The sequence below is a fragment of the Ralstonia sp. 1138 genome, from assembly GCF_040544795.1.
Lineage (GTDB): Bacteria > Pseudomonadota > Gammaproteobacteria > Burkholderiales > Burkholderiaceae > Ralstonia > Ralstonia flatus.
Window position 1 is genome coordinate 38,402 of sequence record NZ_JBEPKQ010000005.1, and the last position, 25,197, is coordinate 63,598.

The 25,197-nt window shown below is 65.1% G+C and carries 26 protein-coding genes and 1 pseudogene; 17 read left to right on the forward strand and 10 right to left on the reverse strand.

The features are described 5' to 3' along the window. Window positions 1-4 precede the first annotated feature (4 nt). The 5 genes from ABIC76_RS20770 to ABIC76_RS20790 all read left to right on the forward strand — a co-directional run bounded on the left by ABIC76_RS20770 (window position 5) and on the right by ABIC76_RS20790 (window position 4,762). A complete protein-coding gene (locus ABIC76_RS20770) occupies window positions 5-901 on the forward strand; it encodes an L-fucono-1,5-lactonase (RefSeq protein WP_502947880.1) in 897 nt (298 codons plus the stop codon). Between the two features lie 3 nt (window positions 902-904). After that, window positions 905-1,681: an SDR family oxidoreductase gene (locus ABIC76_RS20775; RefSeq protein WP_354535106.1), complete on the forward strand. Its 777-nt coding sequence runs from the start codon at window positions 905-907 to the stop codon at window positions 1,679-1,681. A 7-nt stretch (window positions 1,682-1,688) separates the two neighbouring features. Continuing rightward, window positions 1,689-2,033 carry an L-rhamnose mutarotase gene (locus ABIC76_RS20780; RefSeq protein ID WP_354535107.1) on the forward strand — a complete coding sequence of 115 codons (345 nt, stop codon included), beginning with the start codon at window positions 1,689-1,691 and terminating at the stop codon, window positions 2,031-2,033. A gap of 48 nt (window positions 2,034-2,081) precedes the next feature. Then, window positions 2,082-3,137, forward strand: a complete 1,056-nt coding sequence (locus tag ABIC76_RS20785) for a porin (protein WP_316857460.1) — start codon at window positions 2,082-2,084, stop codon at window positions 3,135-3,137. 236 nt (window positions 3,138-3,373) lie between these two features. Further along, entirely contained in the window at window positions 3,374-4,762 is a 1,389-nt protein-coding gene (locus tag ABIC76_RS20790) for an L-cystine transporter (RefSeq protein WP_354535108.1), read from the forward strand. Between the two features lie 63 nt (window positions 4,763-4,825). On the opposite strand, the gene pcaQ is transcribed toward ABIC76_RS20790, so the two are convergent. After that, window positions 4,826-5,770: a pca operon transcription factor PcaQ gene (gene pcaQ, locus ABIC76_RS20795; protein ID WP_354535109.1), complete on the reverse strand. Its 945-nt coding sequence runs from the start codon at window positions 5,768-5,770 to the stop codon at window positions 4,826-4,828. A 93-nt stretch (window positions 5,771-5,863) separates the two neighbouring features. On the opposite strand from pcaQ, the gene pcaH reads away from it, so the two are divergent. The 3 genes from pcaH (at window position 5,864) to thpR (ending at window position 8,038) form a co-directional block, all read left to right on the forward strand. Continuing rightward, window positions 5,864-6,613 carry a protocatechuate 3,4-dioxygenase subunit beta gene (gene pcaH / locus ABIC76_RS20800; RefSeq protein WP_004626742.1) on the forward strand — a complete coding sequence of 250 codons (750 nt, stop codon included), beginning with the start codon at window positions 5,864-5,866 and terminating at the stop codon, window positions 6,611-6,613. Beyond that, window positions 6,613-7,308, forward strand: a complete 696-nt coding sequence (gene pcaG, locus ABIC76_RS20805; protein ID WP_004626744.1) for a protocatechuate 3,4-dioxygenase subunit alpha — start codon at window positions 6,613-6,615, stop codon at window positions 7,306-7,308. The genes pcaH and pcaG overlap by 1 nt, the downstream gene beginning before the upstream one ends. Window positions 7,309-7,369: 61 nt before the next feature. Further along, window positions 7,370-8,038, forward strand: coding sequence for an RNA 2',3'-cyclic phosphodiesterase (gene thpR, locus ABIC76_RS20810; protein WP_354535110.1), 669 nt, complete (start codon window positions 7,370-7,372; stop codon window positions 8,036-8,038). Window positions 8,039-8,049: 11 nt separating this feature from the next. Here the strand turns inward: thpR and ABIC76_RS20815 are convergent, their stop codons facing one another. Further along, entirely contained in the window at window positions 8,050-8,745 is a 696-nt protein-coding gene (locus tag ABIC76_RS20815; RefSeq protein ID WP_354535111.1) for a DsbA family protein, read from the reverse strand. Between the two features lie 25 nt (window positions 8,746-8,770). Further along, window positions 8,771-9,661: an MBL fold metallo-hydrolase gene (locus ABIC76_RS20820; protein ID WP_354535112.1), complete on the reverse strand. Its 891-nt coding sequence runs from the start codon at window positions 9,659-9,661 to the stop codon at window positions 8,771-8,773. 109 nt (window positions 9,662-9,770) lie between these two features. On the opposite strand from ABIC76_RS20820, the gene ABIC76_RS20825 reads away from it, so the two are divergent. Next, window positions 9,771-10,673 carry a LysR family transcriptional regulator gene (locus ABIC76_RS20825; protein WP_354535113.1) on the forward strand — a complete coding sequence of 301 codons (903 nt, stop codon included), beginning with the start codon at window positions 9,771-9,773 and terminating at the stop codon, window positions 10,671-10,673. On the opposite strand, the gene ABIC76_RS20830 is transcribed toward ABIC76_RS20825, so the two are convergent. The 4 genes and pseudogenes from ABIC76_RS20830 to ABIC76_RS20845 all read right to left on the reverse strand — a co-directional run bounded on the left by ABIC76_RS20830 (window position 10,666) and on the right by ABIC76_RS20845 (window position 13,859). Beyond that, complete coding sequence (locus tag ABIC76_RS20830; protein WP_354535281.1) at window positions 10,666-11,832, reverse strand: MFS transporter; 1,167 nt, start codon at window positions 11,830-11,832, stop codon at window positions 10,666-10,668. The genes ABIC76_RS20825 and ABIC76_RS20830 overlap by 8 nt on opposite strands. 77 nt (window positions 11,833-11,909) lie before the next feature. Then, entirely contained in the window at window positions 11,910-12,737 is an 828-nt protein-coding gene (locus ABIC76_RS20835; RefSeq protein ID WP_354535114.1) for an isocitrate lyase/PEP mutase family protein, read from the reverse strand. Window positions 12,738-12,740: 3 nt separating this feature from the next. Continuing rightward, window positions 12,741-12,929 (reverse strand): annotated as a pseudogene (locus ABIC76_RS20840) (DsbA family protein); the annotation flags it as partial. 12 nt (window positions 12,930-12,941) lie between these two features. Beyond that, on the reverse strand, window positions 12,942-13,859 hold the full coding sequence (locus ABIC76_RS20845; RefSeq protein WP_354535115.1) for a LysR substrate-binding domain-containing protein: 918 nt from the start codon (window positions 13,857-13,859) through the stop codon (window positions 12,942-12,944). A gap of 148 nt (window positions 13,860-14,007) precedes the next feature. Between ABIC76_RS20845 and ABIC76_RS20850 the strand changes: the two genes are divergently transcribed. The 7 genes from ABIC76_RS20850 (at window position 14,008) to scpC (ending at window position 21,708) form a co-directional block, all read left to right on the forward strand. Beyond that, the gene (locus ABIC76_RS20850) at window positions 14,008-15,225 is read left to right on the forward strand and encodes an MFS transporter (protein ID WP_102067163.1); all 1,218 of its coding nucleotides are present in this window, start codon (window positions 14,008-14,010) and stop codon (window positions 15,223-15,225) included. A gap of 246 nt (window positions 15,226-15,471) precedes the next feature. After that, window positions 15,472-16,110: a 7-carboxy-7-deazaguanine synthase gene (gene queE / locus ABIC76_RS20855; protein WP_102067164.1), complete on the forward strand. Its 639-nt coding sequence runs from the start codon at window positions 15,472-15,474 to the stop codon at window positions 16,108-16,110. Between the two features lie 78 nt (window positions 16,111-16,188). Then, window positions 16,189-16,665 (forward strand): 6-carboxytetrahydropterin synthase QueD, encoded by a 477-nt coding sequence (queD, locus tag ABIC76_RS20860; protein WP_009238193.1) that lies wholly within the window; start codon window positions 16,189-16,191, stop codon window positions 16,663-16,665. Window positions 16,666-16,684: 19 nt separating this feature from the next. Beyond that, on the forward strand, window positions 16,685-17,233 hold the full coding sequence (gene tadA, locus ABIC76_RS20865; RefSeq protein ID WP_102067165.1) for a tRNA adenosine(34) deaminase TadA: 549 nt from the start codon (window positions 16,685-16,687) through the stop codon (window positions 17,231-17,233). Beyond that, the gene (ldcA, locus tag ABIC76_RS20870; RefSeq protein ID WP_354535116.1) at window positions 17,230-18,156 is read left to right on the forward strand and encodes a muramoyltetrapeptide carboxypeptidase; all 927 of its coding nucleotides are present in this window, start codon (window positions 17,230-17,232) and stop codon (window positions 18,154-18,156) included. The genes tadA and ldcA overlap by 4 nt, the downstream gene beginning before the upstream one ends. 112 nt (window positions 18,157-18,268) lie before the next feature. Next, window positions 18,269-19,891: an ABC-F family ATPase gene (locus tag ABIC76_RS20875; RefSeq protein ID WP_027681497.1), complete on the forward strand. Its 1,623-nt coding sequence runs from the start codon at window positions 18,269-18,271 to the stop codon at window positions 19,889-19,891. 269 nt (window positions 19,892-20,160) lie between these two features. After that, window positions 20,161-21,708 (forward strand): succinyl-CoA:acetate CoA-transferase ScpC, encoded by a 1,548-nt coding sequence (scpC, locus tag ABIC76_RS20880; protein ID WP_354535117.1) that lies wholly within the window; start codon window positions 20,161-20,163, stop codon window positions 21,706-21,708. 17 nt (window positions 21,709-21,725) lie between these two features. On the opposite strand, the gene ABIC76_RS20885 is transcribed toward scpC, so the two are convergent. Continuing rightward, complete coding sequence (locus ABIC76_RS20885) at window positions 21,726-22,619, reverse strand: LysR family transcriptional regulator (RefSeq protein ID WP_354535282.1); 894 nt, start codon at window positions 22,617-22,619, stop codon at window positions 21,726-21,728. Window positions 22,620-22,743: 124 nt separating this feature from the next. Beyond that, on the reverse strand, window positions 22,744-23,274 hold the full coding sequence (locus ABIC76_RS20890; RefSeq protein WP_102067168.1) for a hypothetical protein: 531 nt from the start codon (window positions 23,272-23,274) through the stop codon (window positions 22,744-22,746). 152 nt (window positions 23,275-23,426) lie between these two features. Between ABIC76_RS20890 and ABIC76_RS20895 the strand changes: the two genes are divergently transcribed. Then, the gene (locus ABIC76_RS20895; protein ID WP_354535118.1) at window positions 23,427-24,863 is read left to right on the forward strand and encodes an aldehyde dehydrogenase family protein; all 1,437 of its coding nucleotides are present in this window, start codon (window positions 23,427-23,429) and stop codon (window positions 24,861-24,863) included. 69 nt (window positions 24,864-24,932) lie between these two features. Here the strand turns inward: ABIC76_RS20895 and ABIC76_RS20900 are convergent, their stop codons facing one another. After that, window positions 24,933-25,193: a DUF1289 domain-containing protein gene (locus ABIC76_RS20900; RefSeq protein ID WP_012761945.1), complete on the reverse strand. Its 261-nt coding sequence runs from the start codon at window positions 25,191-25,193 to the stop codon at window positions 24,933-24,935. Between the last annotated feature and the right edge of the window lie 4 nt (window positions 25,194-25,197).

Consider the following 25,197-nt stretch of genomic DNA (forward strand, 5'->3'; position numbering starts at 1 on the left):
TGCGATGACAGCACCTGCGCTGCCCGTGCCGCGCATCGACGCGCACCAGCATTTCTGGCGCTATCGCCCCGAAGCGTATTCGTGGATCGGCCCCGGCATGGAAGCCTTGGCCGAAGACCGCCTGCCTGCCGACCTGCTGCCGGAGCTTCGGGCGCAACGCCTGGACGCTGCGATTGCCGTGCAGGCGCGCGGCGTACGCGAAGAGACGGATTTCCTGCTCGACCTTGCTGCTGCGCACGATTGGATTGTGGGCGTGGTGGGCTGGGAAGACCTGCATGCCACCGATCTTGAGGCCCGCCTCGAGGCAAGGAGCGGTGAGCACAAGCTGGTCGGCTTCCGACACACCGTGCAGGATGAACCGGACGTCGCGGCATTTTTGTCGAACGCGGCATTCGAGCATGGCGTCGCACTGCTGCAGCTCTGGGGCTACACGTACGACGTGCTGGTGTTCGGTCATCAACTCGCGCCCGCCGTGGAGTTCTGCGGTCGGCACGATCACCACTGGCTGGTGTTGGACCACCTCGGCAAGCCGCCGTTGGAAGCGTTCGAGCGTGACGCGCAAGCCCTGGCGCGTTGGCGGGCTGCGCTTGCGCCGCTCAAGGACATGCCGCACGTCGCCTGCAAGCTCTCGGGCTTGTTGACCGAAGCCGACTGGCGAACGGGCGTGACGGCGCGCGACGTGCAGCACGCACGCCAGTGCCTGGACGTGGCTCTCGACGTGTTCGGCCCGAGCCGCGTGATGTTCGGATCGGATTGGCCCGTCTGCCAATTGGCGGCGTCGTACGGCACGGTGGTCGACGTGCTGCACTCCTGGGCCGAAGAGCGGCTCGGCGCCACCGAACGCGCCGACCTCTGGGGCGGCAACGCCACCCGCTGCTACAACCTGCAACTCAAGGCCTGAACCATGGATTTGCATCTGCAAGACAACGTCATCATCGTCACAGGCGGCGCAGCGGGCATTGGCGCGGCCATCTCGCTGCAACTGGCGGCCGAGGGCGCCATTCCCGTCGTCTGTGGCAAGAGCCCGATGACGCCGGCGTTCGAGTCCGAATTGATGCGTCGGCAGCCGAAGGCACGCTTCTTCCAGTTCGACCTGGAGGATGAAGTCGATTGCCGCGGCATGGTCGAAGAAACCGTGCGCGCGTTCGGGCACATCGATGGCCTTGTCAACAATGCCGGCATCAATGACAGCGTGGGTCTGGACGCAGGCCGTGACGCCTTCGTGCGATCGCTCGAAAAGAACCTGATCCATTACTACGTCATGGCACATCTGTGTGTGCCGCACCTGAAAGCGAGCCGGGGGGCCATCGTCAATATCTCGTCGAAGACGGCGCTGACGGGGCAGGGCAATACGAGCGGGTACACCGCTGCGAAGGGTGCACAGCTGTCGCTCACGCGGGAATGGGCGGCATCGCTGGCGCCGGATGGCGTGCGCGTCAATGCGGTCATTCCGGCCGAGGTGCTGACGCCGCTGTATGAACGCTGGATCGCCACGTTCGACAACCCCGACGCCAAGCTCGCGGCGATTACTTCGAAGATTCCGCTGGGCCAGCGCATGACCACCGCCGACGAGATCGCCAGCACCACGGTCTTCCTGCTCTCTGCGCAGGCTTCGCACACGACGGGGCAGTGGGTGTTTGTCGACGGTGGCTACACGCACCTCGACCGTGCCCTGACGTGAGGCCGCCATGCGCTACTGCCTTGCCCTGGATCTGAAAGACGACGCGGCGCTCATCGCCACGTACGAAGCCCACCACCGGCGCATCTGGCCCGAAGTCGCGCAGCACCTGCGCAAGCACGGCGTGACTGGCATGGAGATCTATCGCCTGGGCACCCGCATGGTGATGCTCATGGAGACGGACGACGCCATCTACGACGCCGAGCGCATGGCGCTTGCCACCGAAACGGACCCGAAGATCCGCGAATGGGAAGCGCTGATGTGGCAGTTCCAGGCACCCACGCCGTGGACGCCCGCTGGGCAGAAGTGGACACCGATGAACCGGATCTTCGATTTGCAACAGCAACCGCAGTAGAAGCAATTCCGGCCGTGGCCGGCATGACACCAGAGAGGAGAGATGACAATGAAAAAACGAGCAACCTTGCCGCTGTGTGCGGCAATCCTGTGTGCGGCCGCCGGTGCCGCGCATGCACAAACCAACGTCACGCTGTACGGCCGCGTCGCCAGCGGCATCGACTACCAGAACAACGTCGCCCCCACCGCGACGTCGCCCGGCGGCAGCCTCTGGCGCGCCGCCGACAACCAGTGGGGGACCAGCATGTTCGGGTTCATGGGCAAGGAGGATCTCGGCGGTGGCCTGCAGGCCGTGTTCCGGCTCGAATCCGGCTTCGGTGCAGCCCAGGGCAAAACCAACGGCGATGCGCTCTTCAACCGCCGTTCGTACGTCGGCCTGTCGAGCCCCACCTGGGGCACGTTGACGGCCGGCAAGAACCTCTTCATCAGCAACGACGTCTGGTTCCTCGACCCGACCGGCCAGCAGTTCATCGGCTCGGCCACGCTCGTGCGCGGGCGCAACTGGCCGGGCGCCAACAACATCGTCGAATATCAAAGCCCGACCTGGGGCGGCTTCCAGATCGGCTTGCAGACGGGCCTGGGCGAGCAGCCGGGTTCGTTCACGAACAGCCGCCGCGATGGCGTATCCGCCGTCTACACGGCCGGCCCGCTGGAAGTGCGCGCGATCTACGACGTGATCCGCGATGGCAACGGCAAGTTCAGCGACATCTTCAACTTCTCGAAGGAAGCGACGATCGGCGGCACGTACACCATCGGCAAGGCCAAGCTGTTTGCGGCGTATGAAAACCTGTCGGCGCCGGATGCCGCGGCGGGTGCGCCGACCAAGGCGAACCACTACTGGCTGGGCATCAACTATGAAGTCACGCCGGCGCTGACGCTGATCGGCGCGGCCTACCGCGTCAACGTGAACCACGGCGGCGGCAATGCCAACCTGTTCATGGCCGGCGCGAACTACAACCTGTCCAAGCGCACGATGCTGTACGCGAGCGTGGGCACGGTGCAGAACAGCTCCACCGCCAACTTCTCGGTGGAAGCGACCAACAACAACCCGGCGCCGGGCAAGAACCAGCTGGGTGCCTATACGGGTATCGTTCACTCGTTCTGACGTCTGGCTTCCGACTGAGCGTGACCTCCTGATCGCTCGGTTCCTTGTCAGCCCGCACTTGTGCGGGTTTTTTTCTTTTTTGGAGTGCATCTATACGCGGCGGGAATGGCCGTTGCGAGCGGATCTGCAGCAGATCGAGCCGCATTTGCGATGCGCTTCGTGCCTCGGCAACCTTTGTGCAACTGGCGTAAGATGCCCGCTCGATTTTTGATCGCTGCGTGCGACACCAAAGCAACATGAACCTTCCGCTCTTACTCAATATCGCGACGTTCGTCGTCCTCCTGATTGCTCTCGGCCGTGTGAACGCCAACTGGAGTCTGGCCAAGCGTGTGCTGCTGGGCATGGTGCTGGGCATCCTGTTCGGACTGGCGCTGCACCTGATCTATGGCGACGACAGCGCGACGCTCAAGCAGTCGATCTCGTGGTTCGGCATCGTTGGCGGCGGCTATATCCAACTGCTGCAGATGATCGTCATGCCGCTTGTGCTGGTGTCGGTACTGAACTCGGTCGCCAAGCTCAACAGCACGGCGTCGCTCGGCAAGATCAGCGTGCTGACGATCGGCACGCTGCTGCTCACGACGCTGATCTCCGCCCTGGTCGGCGTGTTCGTCACGCACCTGTTTGGCCTGACAGCGCAGGGGCTGGTGCAAGGCGCGCAGGAAACCGCCCGGCTAACTGCCATCCAGGACAACTATGTCGGCAAGGTGGCCGACTTGTCGGTGCCGCAGCTGGTGCAGTCGTTCATTCCGAAGAACCCGTTTGCCGAGCTGACCGGCGCCAAGCCGACGTCCATCATCGGTGTGGTGATCTTTGCGGCGTTCCTCGGCGTGGCTGCCTTGAACCTGCTCAAGGATGATGCGGTGAAGGGCGAGCGCGTGCTGACCGCCATCGACACGGCGCAGGCCTGGGTGATGAAGCTCGTGCGGCTCGTCATTCGCCTGACCCCTTACGGCGTGCTGGCGCTGATGACGAACGTGGTGGCCGTGTCCAACGTGCAGGACATCATCAAGCTCGGCGGTTTCGTGGTGGCGTCTTACCTTGGCTTGGCGATCATGTTCGGCGTGCATGCCGTGCTGCTCACGCTCAACGGCATCAATCCGCTTCGCTTCTTCCGCAAGGTCTGGCCCGCGCTGTCGTTCGCGTTCACGAGCCGGTCGAGTGCGGCCACCATTCCGCTGAGCATCGAGGCGCAGACGCGGCGCATCGGCGTGCCGGAGTCGATCGCCAGCTTCGCCGCATCGTTTGGCACGACCATTGGCCAGAACGGTTGCGCAGGCCTGTATCCCGCCATGCTGGCAGTGATGGTGGCGCCCACCGTGGGCATCAACCCATTCGATCCTGTGTGGATTGCAACGCTCGTGGCGGTGGTCACGCTCAGCTCGGTCGGCGTGGCGGGTGTGGGCGGCGGCGCCACGTTCGCGGCGTTGATCGTGCTGCCGGCGATGGGCTTGCCGGTGACGCTCGTGGCACTGCTGATCTCCATCGAACCGCTGATCGACATGGGCCGTACCGCGCTCAACGTCAACGGCTCGATGACCGCCGGGACGATCACCAGCCAGTTGCTGGGGCAGACCGATCGCAGTGTCTTCGATGCTGCCGATGACGTGGAGATGGCACACCGCTGATCTGCGCGTCGAAATGAAAAATGCCGGCCATGGGGTCGGCATTTTTTTTGAGCGCAGGGCGGCTCAGTTGGGCGTCTGCGCCAGCTCGGTCAACAGTTCCATGAACGCGCTGGCCAGTTCGCTGGGCGTCGCGGCGCTTCTGCGCAGCAGGCCGACGGGCTCCTTGGTGCCCGACGTGACGATGTCCAGACGGGCGAGTTGACCATGCGCCAGGTCGTCGCCCGCCGCGCGCTCAGGGGTGATCCACACCGCATCGGATCGGCACGCCAGCAACCGTGCGACGGACACCGAAAGCGTTTCCGTCACGCCCGCCGGCAAGCGCAGCCCGTGCGTCTGGAACAGCGCTTCGGTGTGATGGCGCGGCACCGTGCCCGGCGTGGCGATCACCAGCGGGTAATCCAGCACCGCCTGCAGCGAGGCCGACGCGCCTGCCTGCGTCAGCAGCGGATGCCCGGGCCGCACGACCAGCGCCAGCGGCTCGGCATACAGCAACTCGAACGACAGCCCCTGCATGCGGTCGGGCTCGGCCATGCGCCCGACGATGAAATCGAGTTCGCCGGCCTTGAGCGCGGTCAGCAGCTCGACATTGGTGCCGGTGCGCAACCGCACGCCGGCATGCGGGCGCTGCGCGTGCAAATGCGCAATCGCCTGGGGCAGCAGGCTGCTGGCCACCGTCGGCAGGGCGCCCACATGTACGACCGGCGCGGAAGCGTCCGTCGATCCCATCAGCGCGGCGGTGGCCGATTCCAGCGCCTGCGTCACGCCCACTGCATGCCGCAGGAATTGCTCGCCGGCCGCGGTGAGCCGGGCGCCTTGCCGGCCGCGCTCCACGAGCTGCACACCCGCCAGCGCCTCCAGCTCGCCCAGCGTTTTCGACACCGCCGGCTGGCTCAGATGCAACCGCTCGGCGGCGCGCCGCAGGTTGCGCTCCTGCGCGATAGCGACAAAGCAGCTCAGATGGCGAAAGCGGATGCGAGACGGCAAGTCCGCTGAGAAGGCATTTTCCATAACCCAGAGTTATCGATTTCACGATAAGAAGTCAATTTACTTCACTTTTTGTGGACGATACAGTCTCTGCACGATTTCATAAGGAGACGCCCCATGACCCTGCCGCTTTCCGGCACCGGCGAATTCGCCCAGCGCGACACCGCGCAGCATCCGCCCGCACTGACCCCCGGCTACAAGACCAGCGTGCTGCGCTCGCCGCGCAATGCGCTCATCTCCACCCTGAATACGCTGTCGGAAACCACCGCACCGGTGTTCCACGCCGACGACCTGGGCGCGCTCGACAACGACCTGATCCTCAACTACGCCAAGGAAGGCCTGCCGATCGGCGAGCGCATCATCGTCCACGGCTACGTGCGCGACGAGTTCGGCCGCCCCGTGCCGAATGCGCTGGTGGAGGTGTGGCAGGCCAACGCCGGCGGCCGCTACCGCCACAAGAAAGACCAGTACATCGCGCCGATCGACCCCAACTTTGGCGGCTGCGGCCGCATGCTGACGGATGCCAACGGCTACTACGTCTATCGCACCATCAAGCCCGGCCCGTATCCGTGGCGCAATCGCATCAACGACTGGCGCCCGTCGCACATCCACTACTCGCTCTCGGGCGATGGCTGGGCCCAGCGCCTCATCACGCAGATGTACTTCGAGGGCGACCCGATGATCGCGCAGTGCCCGATCATCAAGACCATCCCGAGCGAAGAGCAGGTGCGCGGTCTGATCGCGCTGCACGACACGGCGAACCACGTGCCGCTCGACAGCCGCTGCTACCGCTTCGACATCACGCTGCGCGGCCGCCGTGCCACGCATTTCGAAAACGCCGTGCCCGCCCTGCAAGGAGCCAAGTGATGACCACGACCACACTGCGTGAATCGCTCGAACGTGCCCAGGCAACGGCCATGACGACAACGCCGCCGTTCGCGCATTTCAACGAGACTGCTTCGCAGACGGGCGGCCCGTACGTGCACATCGGCCTGGCACCGCGCCAGGCTGGCTTCGACATCTATGACAAGGAATTCGGCAGCGTTCTGACGACGCCCGCCACGCGCGGCGAACGCATCGCGCTGGAAGGCCGCGTCTACGATGGCTCGGGCTCGCTCGTGCGCGACGTGCTGATCGAGATCTGGCAAGCCAACGCCGACGGCAAGTACGCCCATCCGGCCGATCGGCAGGACAAGCCCGTCGACCCGGCATTCCGCGGCTGGGGCCGCGCCGGCGCCGATTTCGATACGGGCGTCTATCGCTTCGACACCATCAAGCCGGGCGCCGTGGCCGGCCGCAGCGGGACCACGCAGGCACCGCACATCTGCATGATCCTGTTTGCGCGCGGCATCAACCTCGGCCTGCACACACGTGTGTACTTCAGCGATGAGGCCGCGGCCAACGGCACGGACCCGGTGCTGAACGGCATCGAGTGGGAAGTGCGCCGCAAGACGCTGATTGCCCAGCGCAGCGAGCGTAACGGCGAGGTGGTCTACACCTTCGACGTGCGCCTGCAGGACACGCCGGATGGCGGCGCGGAGACGGTGTTCTTCGATATCTGATCGCCGCATCACATCCGAGAGACCACGCCCGGCAGGTTCACACCGCCGGGCGTTGTTTTTGATGCGAGCAACGCGACTTTCAGCGGGACGTCATGCGGGCGTCGATAATGGGTGGATCGCCAGCCCGGCGTTTGACGACCCTGCCGTGACCCAGCTCACTCTTCCCGGATTCGAAGCCACTCCGCAATTGCCCGCGCATCGCCTGTTTCTGGCGATCAAGCCTGACGTGGATACCGCCGAGCGCATCGCGCGGCTGATCCAGCAATTGCGGCCCGTCGTGGGCTTCAAGGGCAAGGCGCTGCGTACGGAGCGCCTGCATGTCACGCTGCATCACCTTGGCGATTTCGTTCATCTGCCGCCTGACGACGTCGTGGCGCGCGTGCGTGCAGCAGCGGCCGGCCTCGCGTTGCCGGCATTCGACGCCACGTTCAACCAGGTGGTGAGCTTTCATGGCCGGCGCGATCATCGGCCGTTCGTGTTGCTGGGCGATGAAGGCGTGGGCGGCTTGATGGCGTTTCAGGCGGCGCTGGGCGAGGCGCTCCAACATGCCGCCGTGCCGGTGCCGCGTGCGCATTTCAAGCCGCACATCACGCTGTTGTATGACCGCGGCGGCTTTGCGCCGAAAGCGGTCGAGCCCATCACGTGGACCGTGCGCGAGTTCGTTCTCATCCATAGCTGGCTCGGCAAAACGCGCTACGACGAACTCGGCCGCTGGGCGCTCAAAGGCTGAGCGCCACGTTGTTATGCGCAGCCGTCGGGCCCGCAGACAGGGCCATCGGCTTGGTTCATTGGGGCAGGCGTGCCGATGTGCTGCGTCAGTGCCTGGGCCCAGGGTTCCGGTTTGCCGAGCCACGGACCAACGTCGATGATGCCCAGTTGCCCATCGGCATCTTCCAGCGCAAACGTCGGAAAACCCTGACCGCCCACTCGATCGAGCCACTGCCGGCTTTGCGCGATGTGCTGCTGCGTGAGCGCACCGGCTTGCCGCGCGTATTCCGCATCGAATGCTTCGGGCGATAGGCCGATCTCGGCTGCCAGCGCGCGCAGTACCGGCACATCTGCAATGCGACGGCCTTGTTCGTAATGCGCGCGCTGGATGCGATGGATCATGTCCAGCCCCCGGCCGCCGAGCGCCTGCGCTGCAAGCACGGCGGTAATCGGCGGCTCCGAATCCATCACGGCCGTGGTGTCGCGCAACAGGCTTTCGAAGTAGGGCTCACCGAAGGGCTGGCCCGTCAACTCGGCAATGCGGTGGTCGTGCGGCATCACGTAGTCGCGCCATTGGGGCGTGACCGCACGGCGGTTCGGGCCGGCAAGCATGCCGCCGCCGTGGAAGGCGATCGTCAGGCCCGGCACCGTGCGCGCGGCTTCCACCAGCGGCGCGGCACCGTAGCACCAGCCGCACAGCGGGTCGTAGATGTAATGCAACGTCGTCATGTCGTTTCCTCGGTGGCAGACCAGCTTACTGCGGCCACTTCATTTCGCCCTTGATGACCTTCGCGCTCAGCTCCAGCGATGCATCGCCGGCCAGCGTCGGATAAGCCGCCTTCATCGCCTTGATCAGCTCCGCCGAGTTGTTGGCCTTCGCGGCCTGGATCTCGAAGGTTTTCAGGTAATCCGCGGTAAAGCGTACCGCGTCCAGCCCCTTGGGCATGGCACCCGTGAAGTGGCCGGGCACCACGGTCGTCGGCTCGAGCGCCGTGATGTTGTCCAGCGTCTGCAACCAGCCCAGGCGCGATTCGCGCGTCTGCGTGTCGGCCACCCAAACGTGGTCTCCGCTGTTGACGACCACGCCGCCGGCCACGGTCTTGATCGATGGGATCCACAGATACGTGCGTGCCGCGTCGGGGCCGTTCAGTCCCTTGATCTCGATGGTGCGGCCTTCCAGCGTGAGGTGGTCGGCGTTCAGCACGTCGGGCAGCACGAGCGTCTTGGGCGCGTTGTCCTTGAGGATCGGGCCCCAGTAGGCGAGCTTGCCGTTCATCGATGCCTTGATGGCGGCTACGGTTTGCGGTGTCGCCACGATCTTTGCGTTCGGGAAGGCAGCGCGGATGACGTCGAGGCCAAAGTAGTAATCCGGATCACTCTGGCTGATGTAGACCGTGGTGAGCGTCTTGCCGCTGGCCTTGAGTTTCTGCACGAGCGCCTCTGCATCGCTGCGCTGGAATTGCGCGTCGATCAGGATTGCCTCGTGCGCGCCGCTGATGATTTCCGACGACACCGGGAAGATCCCCTTGGCGCCGGGGTTGTAGATCTCGAGATGCAACCGCGCCGGTGGGGCAGCGTGGGCCGCATGGCCAATAAGGCCGGCGCTGACCAGGCCGGCGGCAAGCAGGGTGCGGAGCAGGGACATCGGGGTTCTCCAGTCGGATGAAATGCGTGCAATGTCGCCACTGTAGGTTGCTTGATCCGATCGAAAAACCACCTAAGATGCGCATATTTGTTTCTCCAATCGATCAAATATGGACCGCATCACGTCGGCCGAAGTGTTTGTGGCGATTGTCGAGCGCGGCAGCCTGAGCGCCGCCGCCGAAGCGCTCGACATGTCGCGTGCAATGGTTTCGCGCTATCTGGGGCAGATGGAGGCGTGGTCCGGCGCGCGGCTGCTGCACCGGACCACGCGCCGCATCGGCCTGACACCCGCCGGCGAGGCCACGCTTGCGCGCTGCCGCCAGATGCTGGAAATCGCTTCGCAGATGGCCGTGGCAGATGGCCCTGAAGCCGATACGCCGCGCGGGCTCCTGCGCATTGCCTGCGCGCAGTCCCTGGCGCAGCAGACGTTGAGCGCGGCGGTGACGGCCTACCTGCGGCGCTATCCGCAAACGGCCGTCGATCTGGTGGTCGACAACCGCACCATCAACCTCGTGGAAGAACGCATCGACCTGGCCGTGCGCATTACCAACGATCTGGATCCGAACCTGATTGCGCGGCCGCTGGGCATGTGCGAATCCGTCGTGGTGGCGGCGCCGTCCTACTTGGCCGCGCACGGTACGCCGCGCCGCGTGCAAGACCTGGCCGTTCACAACTGCCTGACGTATTCGTACTTCGGCAAGAGCCTGTGGAAGTTCACCGAGGCGAAGACGGGCGCCCCATCAGACGTGCCGGTGGGCGGCAATCTGAGTGCGAATGAATCGATGGTCCTGCTGGCAGCGGCGCGGGAGGGCGCAGGCATTGCATTGCAGCCGGTGTTTGCTGCCGCGCCGCTGATCGCCAGCGGGCAACTCGTGCGTTTGTTGCCCGACCACGTGCCGCAGGCGCTGGGCATTCACGGCGTGTACAGCTCGCGCAGGCAGATGCCGGCGGCGCTGCGGGCGATGCTGGATTTTCTGGTGGACTGGTTCAGGGCGCAGCCGAACGTCACGTGATTGGGCCGGCAGACTTCCTTCGCATGGCCAACAGGCCCAACGCCAGCACGCAGAACACCGCCCCCGCGTGGAATGTCGCGGCTGCGCCCAGCCTGTCCCACAACAAGCCCGCCAGAACGCTGGCAGCCAACATGGCCAACCCGCTTACGAGGTTGAACATGCCGTAAGCGGTGCCGCGCAAGTCGGCCGGTGCGGTGTCGGCGACCATGGTTGCCAACAAGCCCTGCGTGATGCCCATGTGCACGCCCCACAGCGCCACGCCTGCGATGACCACGCTCCAGTGGGCGGACAGGCCGAGCACCACATCGGCGGCAACCAGCACCACCAGCCCAAGCGCGAGCAGCTTCGTGTGACTCATGCGGTCAGAGAGCTTGCCGAACGGATACGCCGCCAGCGCATAGACGATGTTCATCGCCACCATGACCAGCGGCACCAGCGCCAGAGGAATGCCGCCTTGCTGTGCCCGCAGCACCAGGAACGCTTCGGAAAACCGCGCGAGCGTGAAGACCGCGCCGATCATCACCACCCACCAGTACGCGCTGTTCAACCGCTGCAGGTTGTCGCGGCGGATCGGGTTGGTGCGGCGGGCGCCGTTGTGGCTTTCGGGCTCCCGCAGGCCGAACATCAGCAGCGCAACAGAGAGCAGTCCCGGCACCACGGCCACCCAGAACACGGCACGAAAATCATCCGCCCACAGCAACATCAGACCCACCGCCAGCAGCGGCCCCAGAAACGCGCCCACGGTATCGAGCGACTGCCGCAGTCCAAAGGCCGCGCCGCGCAGCGCAGGCGGGGCAATGTCCGCGACCAGTGCATCGCGCGGCGCGCCGCGGACGCCCTTGCCGACGCGGTCCAGCAGGCGCGCCGTCAGCACAATGCCGGCGGTGGGCGCAATGGCGAACAACGGTTTGGACAGCGCGCCCAGCGCATAGCCGAAGACCGCCAGGCCCTTGCGCTTGCCGAGGTAGTCGCTCAGCGTGCCGGAGAAGATCTTGACGATGAGCGCAGTCGATTCGCCCAGGCCTTCGATCAGCCCGACCGACAGGGCACTGGCGCCCAGCGCCGACACCATGAACAGCGGCAGCAGGCTGTGAATCATCTCGGAGGCAATGTCCATCAGCAGGCTGACGCAGCCGAGCACCCAGATGCCGGCGGGCATCTGCCGCAGGCCGCCGGGCGGTCTGGTGTCGGTGGGAAGGCGCGCCAAGGTGGGTCGCGTTCGCTGTGGGGCGAGGGTCAGGCGAACGGCGCAAAGAGGCTGTTGAGCCTGGCCCCACTGGCAGCGTCGCGCGCGAAGGCGAATGTGCCGGCGGTGCGCAGTTCTTCCGCTGCCTGCAGGAAGGCACCCATGGCAACGCGTGCGAGTGTCGCGCCCACGCTGATGCGCTTGACGCCCAGTTCCGTCAACTCGGCCACGCTGAGGTTGCCGTCGGCAAAGCCCATCAGCACGTTGAGCGGCCGATCGACCTCGCGCAGCACCGTGGCGATCTCGTCGCGCGTTTTCAGGCCGGGGGCGTAGAGTACGTCGGCGCCGGCGTCCTGGAAGGCCTGCAGGCGGCGGATCGTGTCGGCCAGGTCGTTGCGACCGTGCAGGTGGTTCTCGGCGCGCGCGGTGAGCGTGAACGGAAACGGCAACGCGCGCGCAGCCTCCACCGCAGCACGCACGCGGTCGACCGAAGCCTCCAGCGAGTAGATGGGCGCATCTGCGCGACCCGTCGCGTCTTCAATCGAGCCGCCGACGATGCCGGTGGCGCCCGCCAGGCGGATGGTCTCGGCGACGGCTTCCGGCGCATCGCCAAAGCCGTTTTCCAGGTCGGCCGCCATGGGCACGTCCGTGGCGGCTGCCAGATCGGCCACGTGCGCGAGGATGGTGTCGCGGCCGACGCCATAGTCGGGCAACCCGCGCGAGAACGCGAAGCCGGCGCTGGTGCTGGTCAATGCTTCGAAGCCGAGCGATGCCAGCAGCCGGGCCGAGCCCGGGTCCCACGGGTTGGGAATCACAAACGTGCCGCTGCGTTCGTGCAGCGCGCGGAAGGCGTGGGCTTTTTCGATCTGGGTCGGCATGGGCTATCCGGTGTGAAGTGGATGGGGGTTGGACTGCACTGCTACGGCACAGGCGAGCGCATCGTCCAGGCGGTCATTGCCCCAGAACATCGCGTCGCCGACAAAGAACATGGGAGCGCCAAAGATGCCACGAATCTGCGCGGCGTGCGTTTGCTCGCGCAGGGCGGTAAAACGAGCGTGGTCAGTGCTCGCCTCAAGCGCCTTTCATGCAGCGTGCGTGGCCGCTTCCGAACAGATCCAGGCGGCCACATCGCGCACGTCGCGGCGCGGGTTCGGCTCGGATTGGATCAGCCAGTACGCATGCGTGTTGCGCACACCAGGGGCGATGGTCGGTACGGTCACCAGCCGGCCGTCGGCCAGCAGCGGCGCGATCAACTCCAGACGGCCCAGCGCGATGCCCTGGCCGGCCACTGCTGCATGGATGATCTGGTCGTGCTGGTTGAAGCGCAGCACGGTGCGCGGCTTGGCGTGGCTCCAGCCGGCGGCGGCCAGCCACTCAGTCCATTGGAGCCAGGGGCGGCGCAGGTCGCGGTCGTCAAAGTCGAGCAGCGTCAGGCCGGCAAGCGCCTCGGCGGAATCCAGCGAGCGCAGCCCCAGCGACGGATGCGCGACCGGCGCAACGGTCTCACCAAACAGCCGGATGGCGCCGGGCGGCGCGTCGCTCGGTGTGCAATACCGGATGGCAAGTTCAATGCCTTCGTTCTTCAGGTCGACAAGGCGGTTGTTGGTGGCCACGCGCACGTCGATGTCGGGGTATTGCTGCTGGAAGCGGGCGAGGCGCGGCAACAGCCACAGGCCGGTCACGCCGATGCTGGCGGTGATCGTGACCGGCCGCCGTTCGGCCGCCACGCGAATGGCGCCGATGGCGTCCTGCAACTGCTGCACGGCACTGTCGGCGCTGCGGAACAGGCGTTCGCCCTCAGGCGTGAACGCAATCGAGCGGTGCCCGCGCACCAGCAGCTTCACACCCAACGCCTCTTCCAATGCGGACACCTGCCGGCTCACCGCCGATTGCGTCAGGCACAGATCATCGGCCGCGAGCGTGATGCTCATGCGCCGGCCCACCGCCACGAAGCCGCGCAGCAAGTCCAGGGAGGCCAACCGAACCAGGGGAGTCGACATGCGTTTTCCTCATGCAAGGCGTTCTCAAAGATCAATTGAGAAGCCGGATAGGGCGAAGTTTAATAAGCCATCGGACGACATTCCAGTTTCATGCACGCTCCACACGCTTGCGAAGCCGGAATGTCAGTCACATCGGAGAAAAACGCTCATGACCTCGAGATCTCTCACGCAATCGCCCTGGTTGCCGGTATTGGCCGGCGGCGCGGTGATCGGCGTGGCGCTGGGCATTCGGCACGTGCAAGGGCTCTTCCTCGTGCCCGTCACGATGGGCCATGGCTGGACACGCGAAACCTTCGGCCTGGCGATCGCGTTGCAAAACCTCATCTGGGGCGCGGCACAGCCATTTGCGGGCATGCTGGCCGACCGCTATGGGGCCGCCAAGGTGGTGGTGGCCGGCATCGTCGTCTATGCGCTTGGGTTGCTGCTGATGGCACATGCGGGCACGCCGCTGGGCTTCACGCTGTCTGCCGGCGGGCTGATCGGGCTGGGGCTCTCAGGCACGTCGTTCGGCGTCGTGTATGGCGCGATCAGCCGCTTGACGCCGCCTGAGCGGCGCAGCTGGGCGCTGGGTGTGGCGGGCGCGGTGGGCGGTGTCGGCCAGTTCGTGATGGTGCCGACGGCGCAGGGCTTGCTGAGCACGGTCGGCTGGGTGACGGCGCTGGTCGTCATGGCGGCGGTCATGGCGATATTCCTGCCGATGGCCGCGCCGCTGCGCGAGAAGGCATCGACTGCCGCCGTGCAGGAGGCGCATCAAAGCATGGGCGCGGCCATCCGCGAGGCCTTCGCCCACCGCGGATTCTGGCTGCTGAATCTCGGGTTCCTCACGTGCGGATTCCAGCTTGCCTTTATCGGTGCGCACATGCCGGCGTATCTGCTCGACAAGGGGCTCACCGGCCGCCACGGCATGGTGGCGCTGGCGCTGATTGCCGCCGCCAACATCGTCGGCACGTATTACTGCGGCGCGCTGGGCGGGCTGTTCCGGCGCAAATATCTGCTGTCGTTGCTGTACCTGATTCGCACGGCAGCGATTGCGTTGTTTATCCTGCTGCCGCTGTCGCCGGCAACGCTATATGCGTTTGCCATCGTGATGGGCCTGCTGTGGCTCGGCACGGTGCCGCTGACGAACGGGCTGCTGTCGCAGGTGTTTGGCGTGCGCTACATCGGCACGCTGTTCGGCTTCGTGTTCCTCGGTCACCAGATCGGCGCCTTCCTGGGCGTGTGGCTGGGCGGCGTGGTGTACGACCACCTGCATTCCTACGATGCAATCTGGTTTGGCGCGATGGTGCTCGGCGTGGTGGCCGCGCTGCTGCACTGGCCGATCGACGATCGCCAACTCGCGCGCACGCCGATGGCGCTACCGGCATGAAGGATCGGCTCAATCGATGGGCGGCGTGGGCGCTGGCAGCGGCCGGCGCTGCCCTGGTCTTTGCGGCGTGGCTGACGCCGGAAGGTGCATTTTCTTTTGTGACGTTGGCGTCCTTCTGCGGGTAGGGCGACGCACGAGCCCAATTTGTGAAACAATATCGGGTTAATCACTAGTGGGCACTGGTACGGTTTGCGCGGGAATTACGTCGCTTTTGCCTCGTTCTCCTGTGAATGCCACCGTTCAGACATGACTTACGCCGTCAAGGAAATCTTCTATACGCTGCAAGGCGAGGGTGCCAACACCGGCCGCGCAGCTGTCTTCTGCCGCTTTGCCGGCTGCAATCTCTGGAGTGGGCGCGAAGCCGATCGCGCCACCGCCGTCTGCCAGTTCTGTGACACCGACTTCGTCGGCACGGACGGCACGCAAGGCGGCAAATACGCCACCGCCGATGCACTCGCCGATACCGTTGCCGCCGAATGGCCGGCCAGCGCGACGGGCGGCAAGCCACTCGTCATCTGCACGGGCGGCGAGCCGCTGCTGCAACTCGACACGCCGCTGATCGACGCGCTGCACGCACGCGGCTTCGAAATCGCCATCGAAACCAACGGCACCATCGCCGTGCCGGACGGCGTCGACTGGGTGTGCGTGAGCCCCAAGATGGGCTCCGAACTCGTCGTCACGCGCGGCGACGAGCTGAAGGTGGTGATCCCGCAAGACGGGCAGGACCTGGACGCATACGAACGGCTGGATTTCCAGCATTTCTTCCTGCAGGCCATGGACGGCCCGCTCGCCCGGCAAAATACGGCGACTGCCGTTGAGCTGTGCCAGCGCCGGCCGCGCTGGCGCCTGTCGCTGCAAACCCATAAGATGCTGGGCATCCGCTAAGGCGGGCCGCAGCACTTTGTCCCCGGTTTCCTGCCGGTTCCAGCCGTTTCGCGGCGTCCGCTGCCGCCACCTTGCTCCATGACCAAGACCGTTTCCATTACGCGCCGGCTCGAATTCGACGCCGGCCACCGCATCCCGGGCCATGCCGGCCAGTGCCGCAACCTGCACGGCCATCGCTATCAGCTCGAACTCACGCTTACCGGCGAAGTCCTGCACAACGACAAAGCCGCCGACGACGGCATGATCCTCGACTTCGGCGACGTCAAGCAGCTCGCCAACAAGCATCTCGTCGACCTGTGGGATCACGCCTTCCTCGTCTATCGCGGCGACACGAAGCTTGTTGAATTCCTGAACGACATGGAAGGCGGTCACAAGACCGTCGTGCTGAATGACGTGCCCACCGTCGAAAACCTCGCGCAGGTGGCCTTCGACATCCTCGAGCCGGTGTTCCGCAACACGTTTGGGCACCATCTGCGTCTGTCCAAGCTCGTGCTGTACGAAACCCCGAATTGCTGGGCCGACGTGAAGCTCGCGCGCCCGCACGAGCAGGATTGATTCGATAACACCGGATCGCATGACCACACCGCACGTCCTCACCCCGCCCGCCGACATGTCCGCCCACGAGCGCGATGGCTACTGGATGCAGCAGGCGCTCGTGCAGGCCAAGTTCGCGTGGGGGCAGGGCGAGGTGCCGGTGGGCGCGGTGGTCGTGCGCGGCAACGAGATCGTCGGCGTGGGCTACAACGCGCCGATCGGCACGCACGACCCATCGGCGCATGCCGAGATGCGCGCCCTGCGCCAGGCCGCCGAGAAGCTCGGCAACTACCGCCTGCCCGACTGCGAAGTCTTCGTGACGCTGGAGCCGTGCGTGATGTGCGCCGGCGCCATGCTGCATGCCCGCGTGGCGCGCGTCGTCTACGGCGCGCCGGACCCCAAGACGGGTGCCGCGGGCAGCATCCTTGACCTGTTTGCAGAAACGCGGCTCAACCACCAGACCGCCATCACCGGCAGCGTGCTCGCGCAGGAATGCGGCGACATGCTGCGCGCCTTTTTCGCCGAGCGCCGCGCGAGCCAGAAGGCCGCACGCCTGATGTCCACCGAACCCGACGAAACCGCCACATGACCACTGTCCGCCTGATTGCGCCTTCCGGTTACCCGAACGATGCGGCCATCGCCCAGCGCGGCGTGGCGGCGTTGGAAGCGCAGGGCTGCGTGGTCGTCAACCGCGAGTGCCTGAGCCGGCAGCATCAGCGCTTTGCCGGCGGCGAACTGGCGCGTCTGGCCGACCTCAATCAGATCGGCACGCGCAGCGGCCAGGAAATCGCCATGGCCATTCGCGGCGGGTATGGCCTGACGCGCTTGCTGGACCGCATCGATTTCATCGACATCGGCCGCCGCGCGCAAGCGACCGACGCCATCATCGTCGGCCACAGCGATTTCACCGTGTTTTCGCTGGCGTACCTGGCGGCCACGGGCGGCGTGACGTTTGCCGGTCCGCACGTGTGTTCGGACTTCGGGCTGGAGACGGTCGACCCGTTCATGGTCGAGCACTTCTGGGGCATCTTGCGCAGCCCGGCCTATGCGCTGCGCGTGGAGGGGCCGCAACCCAAAGGCTGCGCGCGGCCCGGGCGCTATGCCGGCACGCTGTGGGGCGGCAATCTGGCCATGCTGTGCAGTTTGGTCGGCACGCCGTATCTGCCCGACATTCGCGACGGCATCCTGTTCGTTGAGGACATCAACGAACATCCGTACCGCGTTGAGCGCATGCTGCTGCAATTGCAGCAGGCTGGCGTGCTCGATGCGCAGCAGGCGCTGGTACTGGGCGATTTTTCCGGCTACCGCACCACGCCGTACGACGCCGGTTACGATTTCGACGCCATGCGCGATTATCTGGCCGAGCATCTGTCGATTCCGGTCGTCACGGGATTGCCGTTCGGCCATTGCCCGACCAAGGCGACGCTGCCGATTGGCGCACATGCCGAGCTGGATGTCGATGCCGCGGGCTTTACGCTGCACTTGTCGGGGTATCCGACACTGAAGGCATAAGTCTTCCGGCCATCCGGGTCACGTCCGGGTGGTAAAATCTCAGGTTCTCCAAATGGCGGACGGCCGAGTGCTTGCGTCGCCAGATCACCGCTTTCCAAATCAAGGTTTCCACGTGCTTTCCACCGCCAACATCACCATGCAGTTCGGGCCCAAGCCCTTGTTCGAGAACATCTCGGTCAAGTTTGGCGAGGGCAATCGCTATGGCCTGATCGGCGCCAACGGTTGCGGCAAGTCGACCTTCATGAAGATCCTGGGCGGCGATCTGGAGCCCAGCTCCGGCAACGTGATCCTAGAACCGGGCGTGCGCCTGGGCAAACTGCGCCAGGACCAGTTCGCCTACGAAGACATGCGCGTGCTGGACGTCGTGATGATGGGCCACACCGAAATGTGGGCCGCCGCGCAGGAGCGCGATGCCATCTACGCCAACCCGGAAGCCACCGACGACGACTACATGAAGGCCGCCGACCTGGAGGCCAAGTACGCCGAATACGACGGCTACACCGCCGAAGCGCGCGCCGGTGAACTGCTGATGGGCGTGGGCATTCCGACCGACCAGCACAACGGCACGATGAGCAACGTCGCCCCCGGCTGGAAGCTGCGTGTGCTGCTGGCGCAGGCGCTGTTCTCGAACCCGGACGTGCTGCTGCTGGACGAGCCGACCAACAACCTCGACATCAACACGATCCGCTGGCTGGAATCGGTGCTCAACGAGCGCAATTCCACCATGATCATCATCTCCCACGATCGCCACTTCCTGAACTCGGTCTGCACGCACATGGCCGACATGGATTACGGCACCCTGAAGGTCTACCCGGGCAACTACGACGACTACATGGAAGCCTCCATGCAGGCGCGCGAACGTCTGCAGGCTGCCAACGCGCGGGCCAAGGAGCGCATCTCCGACCTGCAGGACTTCGTGCGCCGCTTCTCGGCCAACAAGTCCAAGGCACGCCAGGCCACGTCGCGCCTGAAGATGATCGACAAGATCAAGGTCGAAGACATCAAGCCGTCGTCGCGCCAGAACCCGTTCGTGCGTTTCGAGATGGAGAAGAAGCTGCACAACCTGGCGGTGGAAACCGAGAACGCGCGCAAGACGTACGACCGCAAGATTTTCGATGGCCTGACAATGGCCGTGCGCGCGGGCGAGCGCATTGCCATCATCGGTGAGAACGGCGCGGGCAAGACCACGCTGCTGCGTTGCCTGCTGAACGGCGCAGTCAAGACCGGTGTGCAGCGCGGTATCGAGATCGACGGTGGCACCGTCAAGTGGGCCGAGAATGCCAATGTCGGCTACATGCCGCAGGACACCTACGAAGAATTCCCCGAAGACCGCGACCTGATGGACTGGATGAGCCAGTGGATGCAGCCCGGCGATGACGACCAATCGCTGCGCGGCACCATGGGCCGCCTGCTGTTCTCTGCCGACGACATCAAGAAGAGTGTGAAGGTGCTCTCCGGTGGCGAAAAGGGCCGCATGATCTGGGGCAAGCTGATGCTCGGCCGCCACAACGTGCTGGCGCTGGACGAGCCGACCAACCACATGGACATGGAGTCGATCGAGTCGCTGCAGATCGCGCTCGACAAGTTCGAAGGCACGCTGATCTTCGTGTCGCATGACCGCGAGTTGATCAGCGCCCTGGCCACGCGTGTGATCGAAGTGCGCCCGGACGGCACGCTGACCGACTACCTCGGCACCTACGACGAATACCTGCAAAGCCAGGGCGTCGAAGTCTGAGCGCAAATCCTCTGCCGTAGCCAAGGGCCGCCGATGTGCGGCCCTTTGTTTTTGGTACTCGCCGAATGCGGCTGCCGCGCGCCGCCAAGGTGGTCGCTCTATGAAAAAACCGACTGGCTTCCATGATTTTTTGTCGCCATCGGAATGCATTGCCCTCGCTACACTGGGATCGCATATCACAGTGAACAGGCCGAGAGCTGCAGGCAAGGCGTCGCGCGTCGCACCAAGAAGCGCCAAACGCAGGCTCGGCGAAGTACCCAGGAGACGAGATGACCTCTGATATTGGCGGCCGCATTCGCCTGCAATCCCTGCTGGACAAAGTGGTGTCTGCGGACGAAGCCGCGACGCTGATCCGCGATGGCATGACGGTCGGCATGAGCGGCTTCACCCGCGCCGGCGACTGCAAGGCCGTGCCGTTTGCCCTGGCCCGGCGTGCCGCGCACGAGCCGCTTCGCATCACCCTGATGACCGGCGCCTCGTTGGGCAACGACATCGACAAGGTGTTGGCCGAAGCCGATGTGATCGCCCGTCGCCTGCCGTTCCAGGCCGATGCCACGTTGCGGCGCAAGATCAACGCAGGCGAGGTCATGTTCATCGACCAGCATTTGTCGGAAACCGTCGAGCAACTGCGTTCGGGGCAGATCGCGCCGTTGGATGTGGCGGTGGTCGAAGCCACGGCCATCACCGAGAACGGCGGCATCGTGCCGACGACGTCGGTGGGCAATTCCGCAAGTTTCGCGGTGCTGGCGAAGCAGGTGATCGTCGAGATCAACCTGAACATGCCCGCCAATCTGGAAGGGCTGCACGATATCTTCTTCCCGGTGCAGCGGCCCTACCGCCAGCCGATTCCGCTCATTGCAGCGGAGCAGCGCATCGGCTTGCCGTATATCCCGATTGATCCGCGCAAGATCGCCGCCATCGTCATCACGGGACAGGACGACAGCCCGTCCAACGTGCTGCCGCCTGATATGGAGACCAATGCCATCGCCGGGCATCTGAACGCGTTTCTGGCGCGGGAGGTGCGCACGGGGCGTCTTTCTCCCACGCTGCAACCGCTGCAGGCGGGTATCGGGACGATCTCCAACGCGGTTCTGCATGGCTTCATCGACTCGCCGTTCCATGACCTCAAGATGTACTCCGAGGTTCTGCAGGACAGCTCCATCGAGCTGCTCGACTCGGGCAAGCTGGCGTTTGCCTCGGCTTCGTCGATCACGCTGTCACGCCCGGTCTACAAGCGGTTCCTGACCGAACTGGAACGCTACAAGGCGCGGGTGGTTCTGCGGCCGCAAGAGATCAGCAACCACCCGGAGGTGATTCGCCGGCTGGGCCTGATCACCATCAATACCGCGCTGGAATGCGACATTTACGGCAACGTGAATTCAACGCATGTGGGCGGAACGCACATGATGAACGGCATCGGCGGCTCGGGCGACTTCGCGCGCAACGCGCATCTGTCGGTCTTCGTGACAAAGTCGCTGGCCAAGGACGGCGACATTTCGAGCATCGTCCCGATGGTCTCGCATGTGGACCACACCGAGCACGACGTCGACATCATCGTCACCGAGCATGGCTTGGCCGACTTGCGCGGATTGGCGCCGCGCGAGCGTGCCGTCCAGATCATCGGCAACTGCGCGGACCCGGGCTACCGCGAGCTGCTGCGCGACTACGTTGTGCGTGCGCAGCGGCGCGGCGGGCATACGCCCCACCTCCTGGAGGAGGCGCTGGCCTGGCATGTCCGGTTCCGCGATCATGGATCGATGCGCCCGGCGGGGTTCAGTGAAGAGGGTGCGCTCGCGGAACCCGCATTGAGCGCGTGAGGCGCGGGCGCCGCTGCTCAGGCGCCCAGCACTTCCTCGCATGTCGCCAGCCATGCGCGCGCGGCATGCGACAGGTACCGACCTGGCGACCACAGGTGCGCGAGCGCCCAATCCATCTCCGGCGCGGTCAGCCGTGCCACGGCCAGCTTGTCACGGTCCGGAAGGTTGGTCACCAGCGGCTGCGGCAAAAATGTCGTGCCCAGCCCCGCTGCCGCCATCGAGGCGAGGAATTCCCAGTGCCCGCTCTGCGCAACGATATGCGGTTCGATGCGGGCTTCGAGAAAGGCGTGTCGCAGCTTGCGCGTCAGCGAAAAATCCTCGGCCAGCAACAGCAGCGGTTCGTCGCGCAGCGCAGAAAGGCTGACGGTCTTGCCCTTGGCCCACTTCGCCTTGCGCGGGCCCACCACCCAAATCGGGTACTTTGCAAACTGCCGCGTGGCGAGTTCGAGGCCGCTGTCGCCGGGCAGCACGGTGGCGCCCACCTCCAGTTCGCCGCTGGCCACTTGCTGCTCCACCGTCTTGCCGCCGGACTCGGCCAGGTTCAGCACCACATTGGGATAACGCTGCCGAAACGCGCTCACGACCGGCGAAAAGAACAGGTTCACCATCGGTGGAATGCCGACCGTGAGTTCACCCCGTCCGAGCGAAGACAGGTCCGCCACTTCAAGCGTCAGCCTGTGCACCACGCCCAGCGTTTCCTGGCCGCGTGCGTACACGACCCGGCCCACGTCGGTGAGCCGCACCTGCCTCCCTTCGCGAATCAACAACGGCTGCCCGACCTCGCTTTCCAACTGACGCACCATCTTGCTGATGGTGGACTGTGTTACCGAGAGCGAACTCGCTGCCTGCGTGAAGCTCTGCAGCCGCGCGGTTTCGACGAAGTAACGAAGGGCTCGGATATCGATGGGCACGGGCAAACCTTTGCCATGAAGCATGCGAATGGGATGCGCCATGGTAATGAAGTTTTTCCATTCCACGGTGGTCAACAAAAAAAGGCGGCACAGGTGGCCGCCTTTTTTGCCCGAGCGCGTTGACTTAGCCGGTGGCCTCGTCGATCAGCAAATCAAGCTGGGCGATGACGTTGCTGGTGTCCGGCTCGCCGCGCGTCTTGGTCAGCGCCGCCTTGAGCGTGTCGCGCAGGGCGACGAGTTCCGCCACATTGCCGGCTTTCTCCACCTTCATTTCCAGCAGATAACCGCGCAGGCCGAGATACCGGCTGATGGTTTCGGTGTAAAAACGATAGAGGCGTTGATAGCCTTCGGCGGCGGGCTCTTTTGACGTGGTTGCCTGTGCAGGAGCCGTCTCCGCAGCGGTGGGTGCAGATGCCGGTTCTGCCTTCGCCGCGGTCGCCCCGGCCGCGTGCGGGCGGATATAGCCGCCGTCCTCCAGCTCGTCGAATACCGCTTGCGTCATGCCGAGCGGCTGAAGCTGCACGAGGATGTCGTCGCAGGTTTTTTCGCCGTTGATCATCAGAAGCACCGCGCGGTGACGCTGGTCGAGGTGGTTCGCGCGCGTGCGGATCTCGTCCTGACCTTTTTCGGTCTTCTGATAGATGCTGGTGGTCATGCTGGTCTCCCTCGGCCGGCGCGTCTGCAGTGTGCGCTCTGGTGGCTCTACAATAGACCGATCATAACCGCCCGGGGGCGATGTCGGCCTCAGTCGCAACCCGGATAGCACAACGCGCAAACCGCGCATCCACCAGAGCGAGACAACCAACGATGCAGCAACGCGACAAGCTTTTCATCAATGGCAAATGGGTGGCGCCGCAGGGCAAGGGCGTCATTGAAGTGATTCATTCGGCCACCGAAGAGGTGATGGGCACCATTCCCGAAGGCAGCGCGGCCGACGCCGAGGCCGCCGTGGCGGCTGCGCGCGCCGCATTTGACGACTGGGCCGCCACGCCGGTGGCCAAGCGCGCCGAGTACATCCAGAAAATTGCCGACGGCCTGCAGGCCCGCAGCGAAGAACTGGCGCAGTTGATCGCGGGCGAAGTCGGCATGCCGATCAAGCTTGCGCGTGCCATCCAGGTGAGCGGCCCCGTCTATAACTGGGGCAATTTCGCCAAGCTGCTCAGCACGTTTGAATTTGAAGAGCACGTCGGCAACTCGCTGGTGGTGCGCGAGCCCGTGGGCGTGGTGGGTGCCATCACGCCGTGGAACTACCCGCTGAACCAGATCACGCTGAAGGTTGCGCCCGCGCTGGCGGCGGGCTGCACGGTGGTGCTCAAACCGTCGGAAGTAGCGCCGCTCAACGCCTTCGTGCTGGCGGAAGTGATTGAAGAAGCCGGCCTGCCGCCGGGCGTGTTCAACCTTGTCACCGGTTATGGCCCGGTGGTGGGCGAGGTACTGGCAAGCGACCCCGAGGTCGACATGGTGTCGTTTACCGGTTCCACGCGTGCGGGCAAGCGCGTGGCCGAGCTGGCATCGCAGTCCGTCAAGCGCGTGGCGCTGGAGCTGGGCGGCAAGTCGGCATCGGTGATCCTGGATGACGCGGATCTGTCTGCGGCGGTCAAGGGCACGCTGTCGGCGTGTTTCCTGAACTCCGGTCAGACGTGTTCGGCGCACACGCGCATGCTGGTGCCGCGTGCGAAGTATGAAGAAGTGAAGGCGCTGGCCGCGCAGTTTGCCGCCGCCTACGTGCCGGGCGATCCGGCGCAGGAATCCACGCGCCTGGGGCCGCTGATTTCCGCCGTACAGCGTGACCGCGTGCTGGGCTACATCCGCAAGGGGCTGGAGGAGGGCGCAGAACTCATTACCGGCGGTGCCGACACGCCCGAAGGCCTGTCGACCGGCTTCTTCGTCAAGCCGACGGTGCTCGGCAACGTCAAGACGACCGACACGGTGGCGCGCGAAGAAATCTTCGGCCCCGTGCTGACCGTGATCTGCTACGACGACGAGGACGAGGCCGTCCGCATCGCCAACGACAGCATCTACGGCTTGGGCGGCGGTGTGTGGTCGGGCGACGAGAGCCGCGCGATTCGCGTGGCGCGGCGCATCCGCACGGGCCAGGTGAACATCAACGGCGGGCCGTTCAACATGCAGGCGCCGTTTGGCGGCTACAAGCAATCCGGCAACGGGCGCGAGAACGGCAAGTACGGTCTGGAAGAGTTCCTGGAGTACAAGGCGATGCAGCTCAATCCGGCCAAGACGGCCTGATCTGCCCGACATGCAGCACCCATGAAAAACCCGGCTTTGGCCGGGTTTTTTTCGTTTGATGCGCTGCGCTTACTTGCGGCTGCCGTCAGCGTTGTAGCCCTGGGCCGTGCCTTCGGCCAGGATGCGCGTCCAGACTGCATTGCGCTCTTCGTCCGTCATGAAGACCCAGTTGCTGACTTCCAGCTGGGTGCGCCCGCAGCCTTGGCAGACCTCGTCGAAGAGTGTCGAGCAGATGCCGATGCAGGGGCTGTCGGGGCGGCCCAGCAGGGTGCTGTCGGAAGCACTGGTTGCGTCGTCGGGCATGGGGCTGAGGGCGGTCGATTCGGTCATGGGC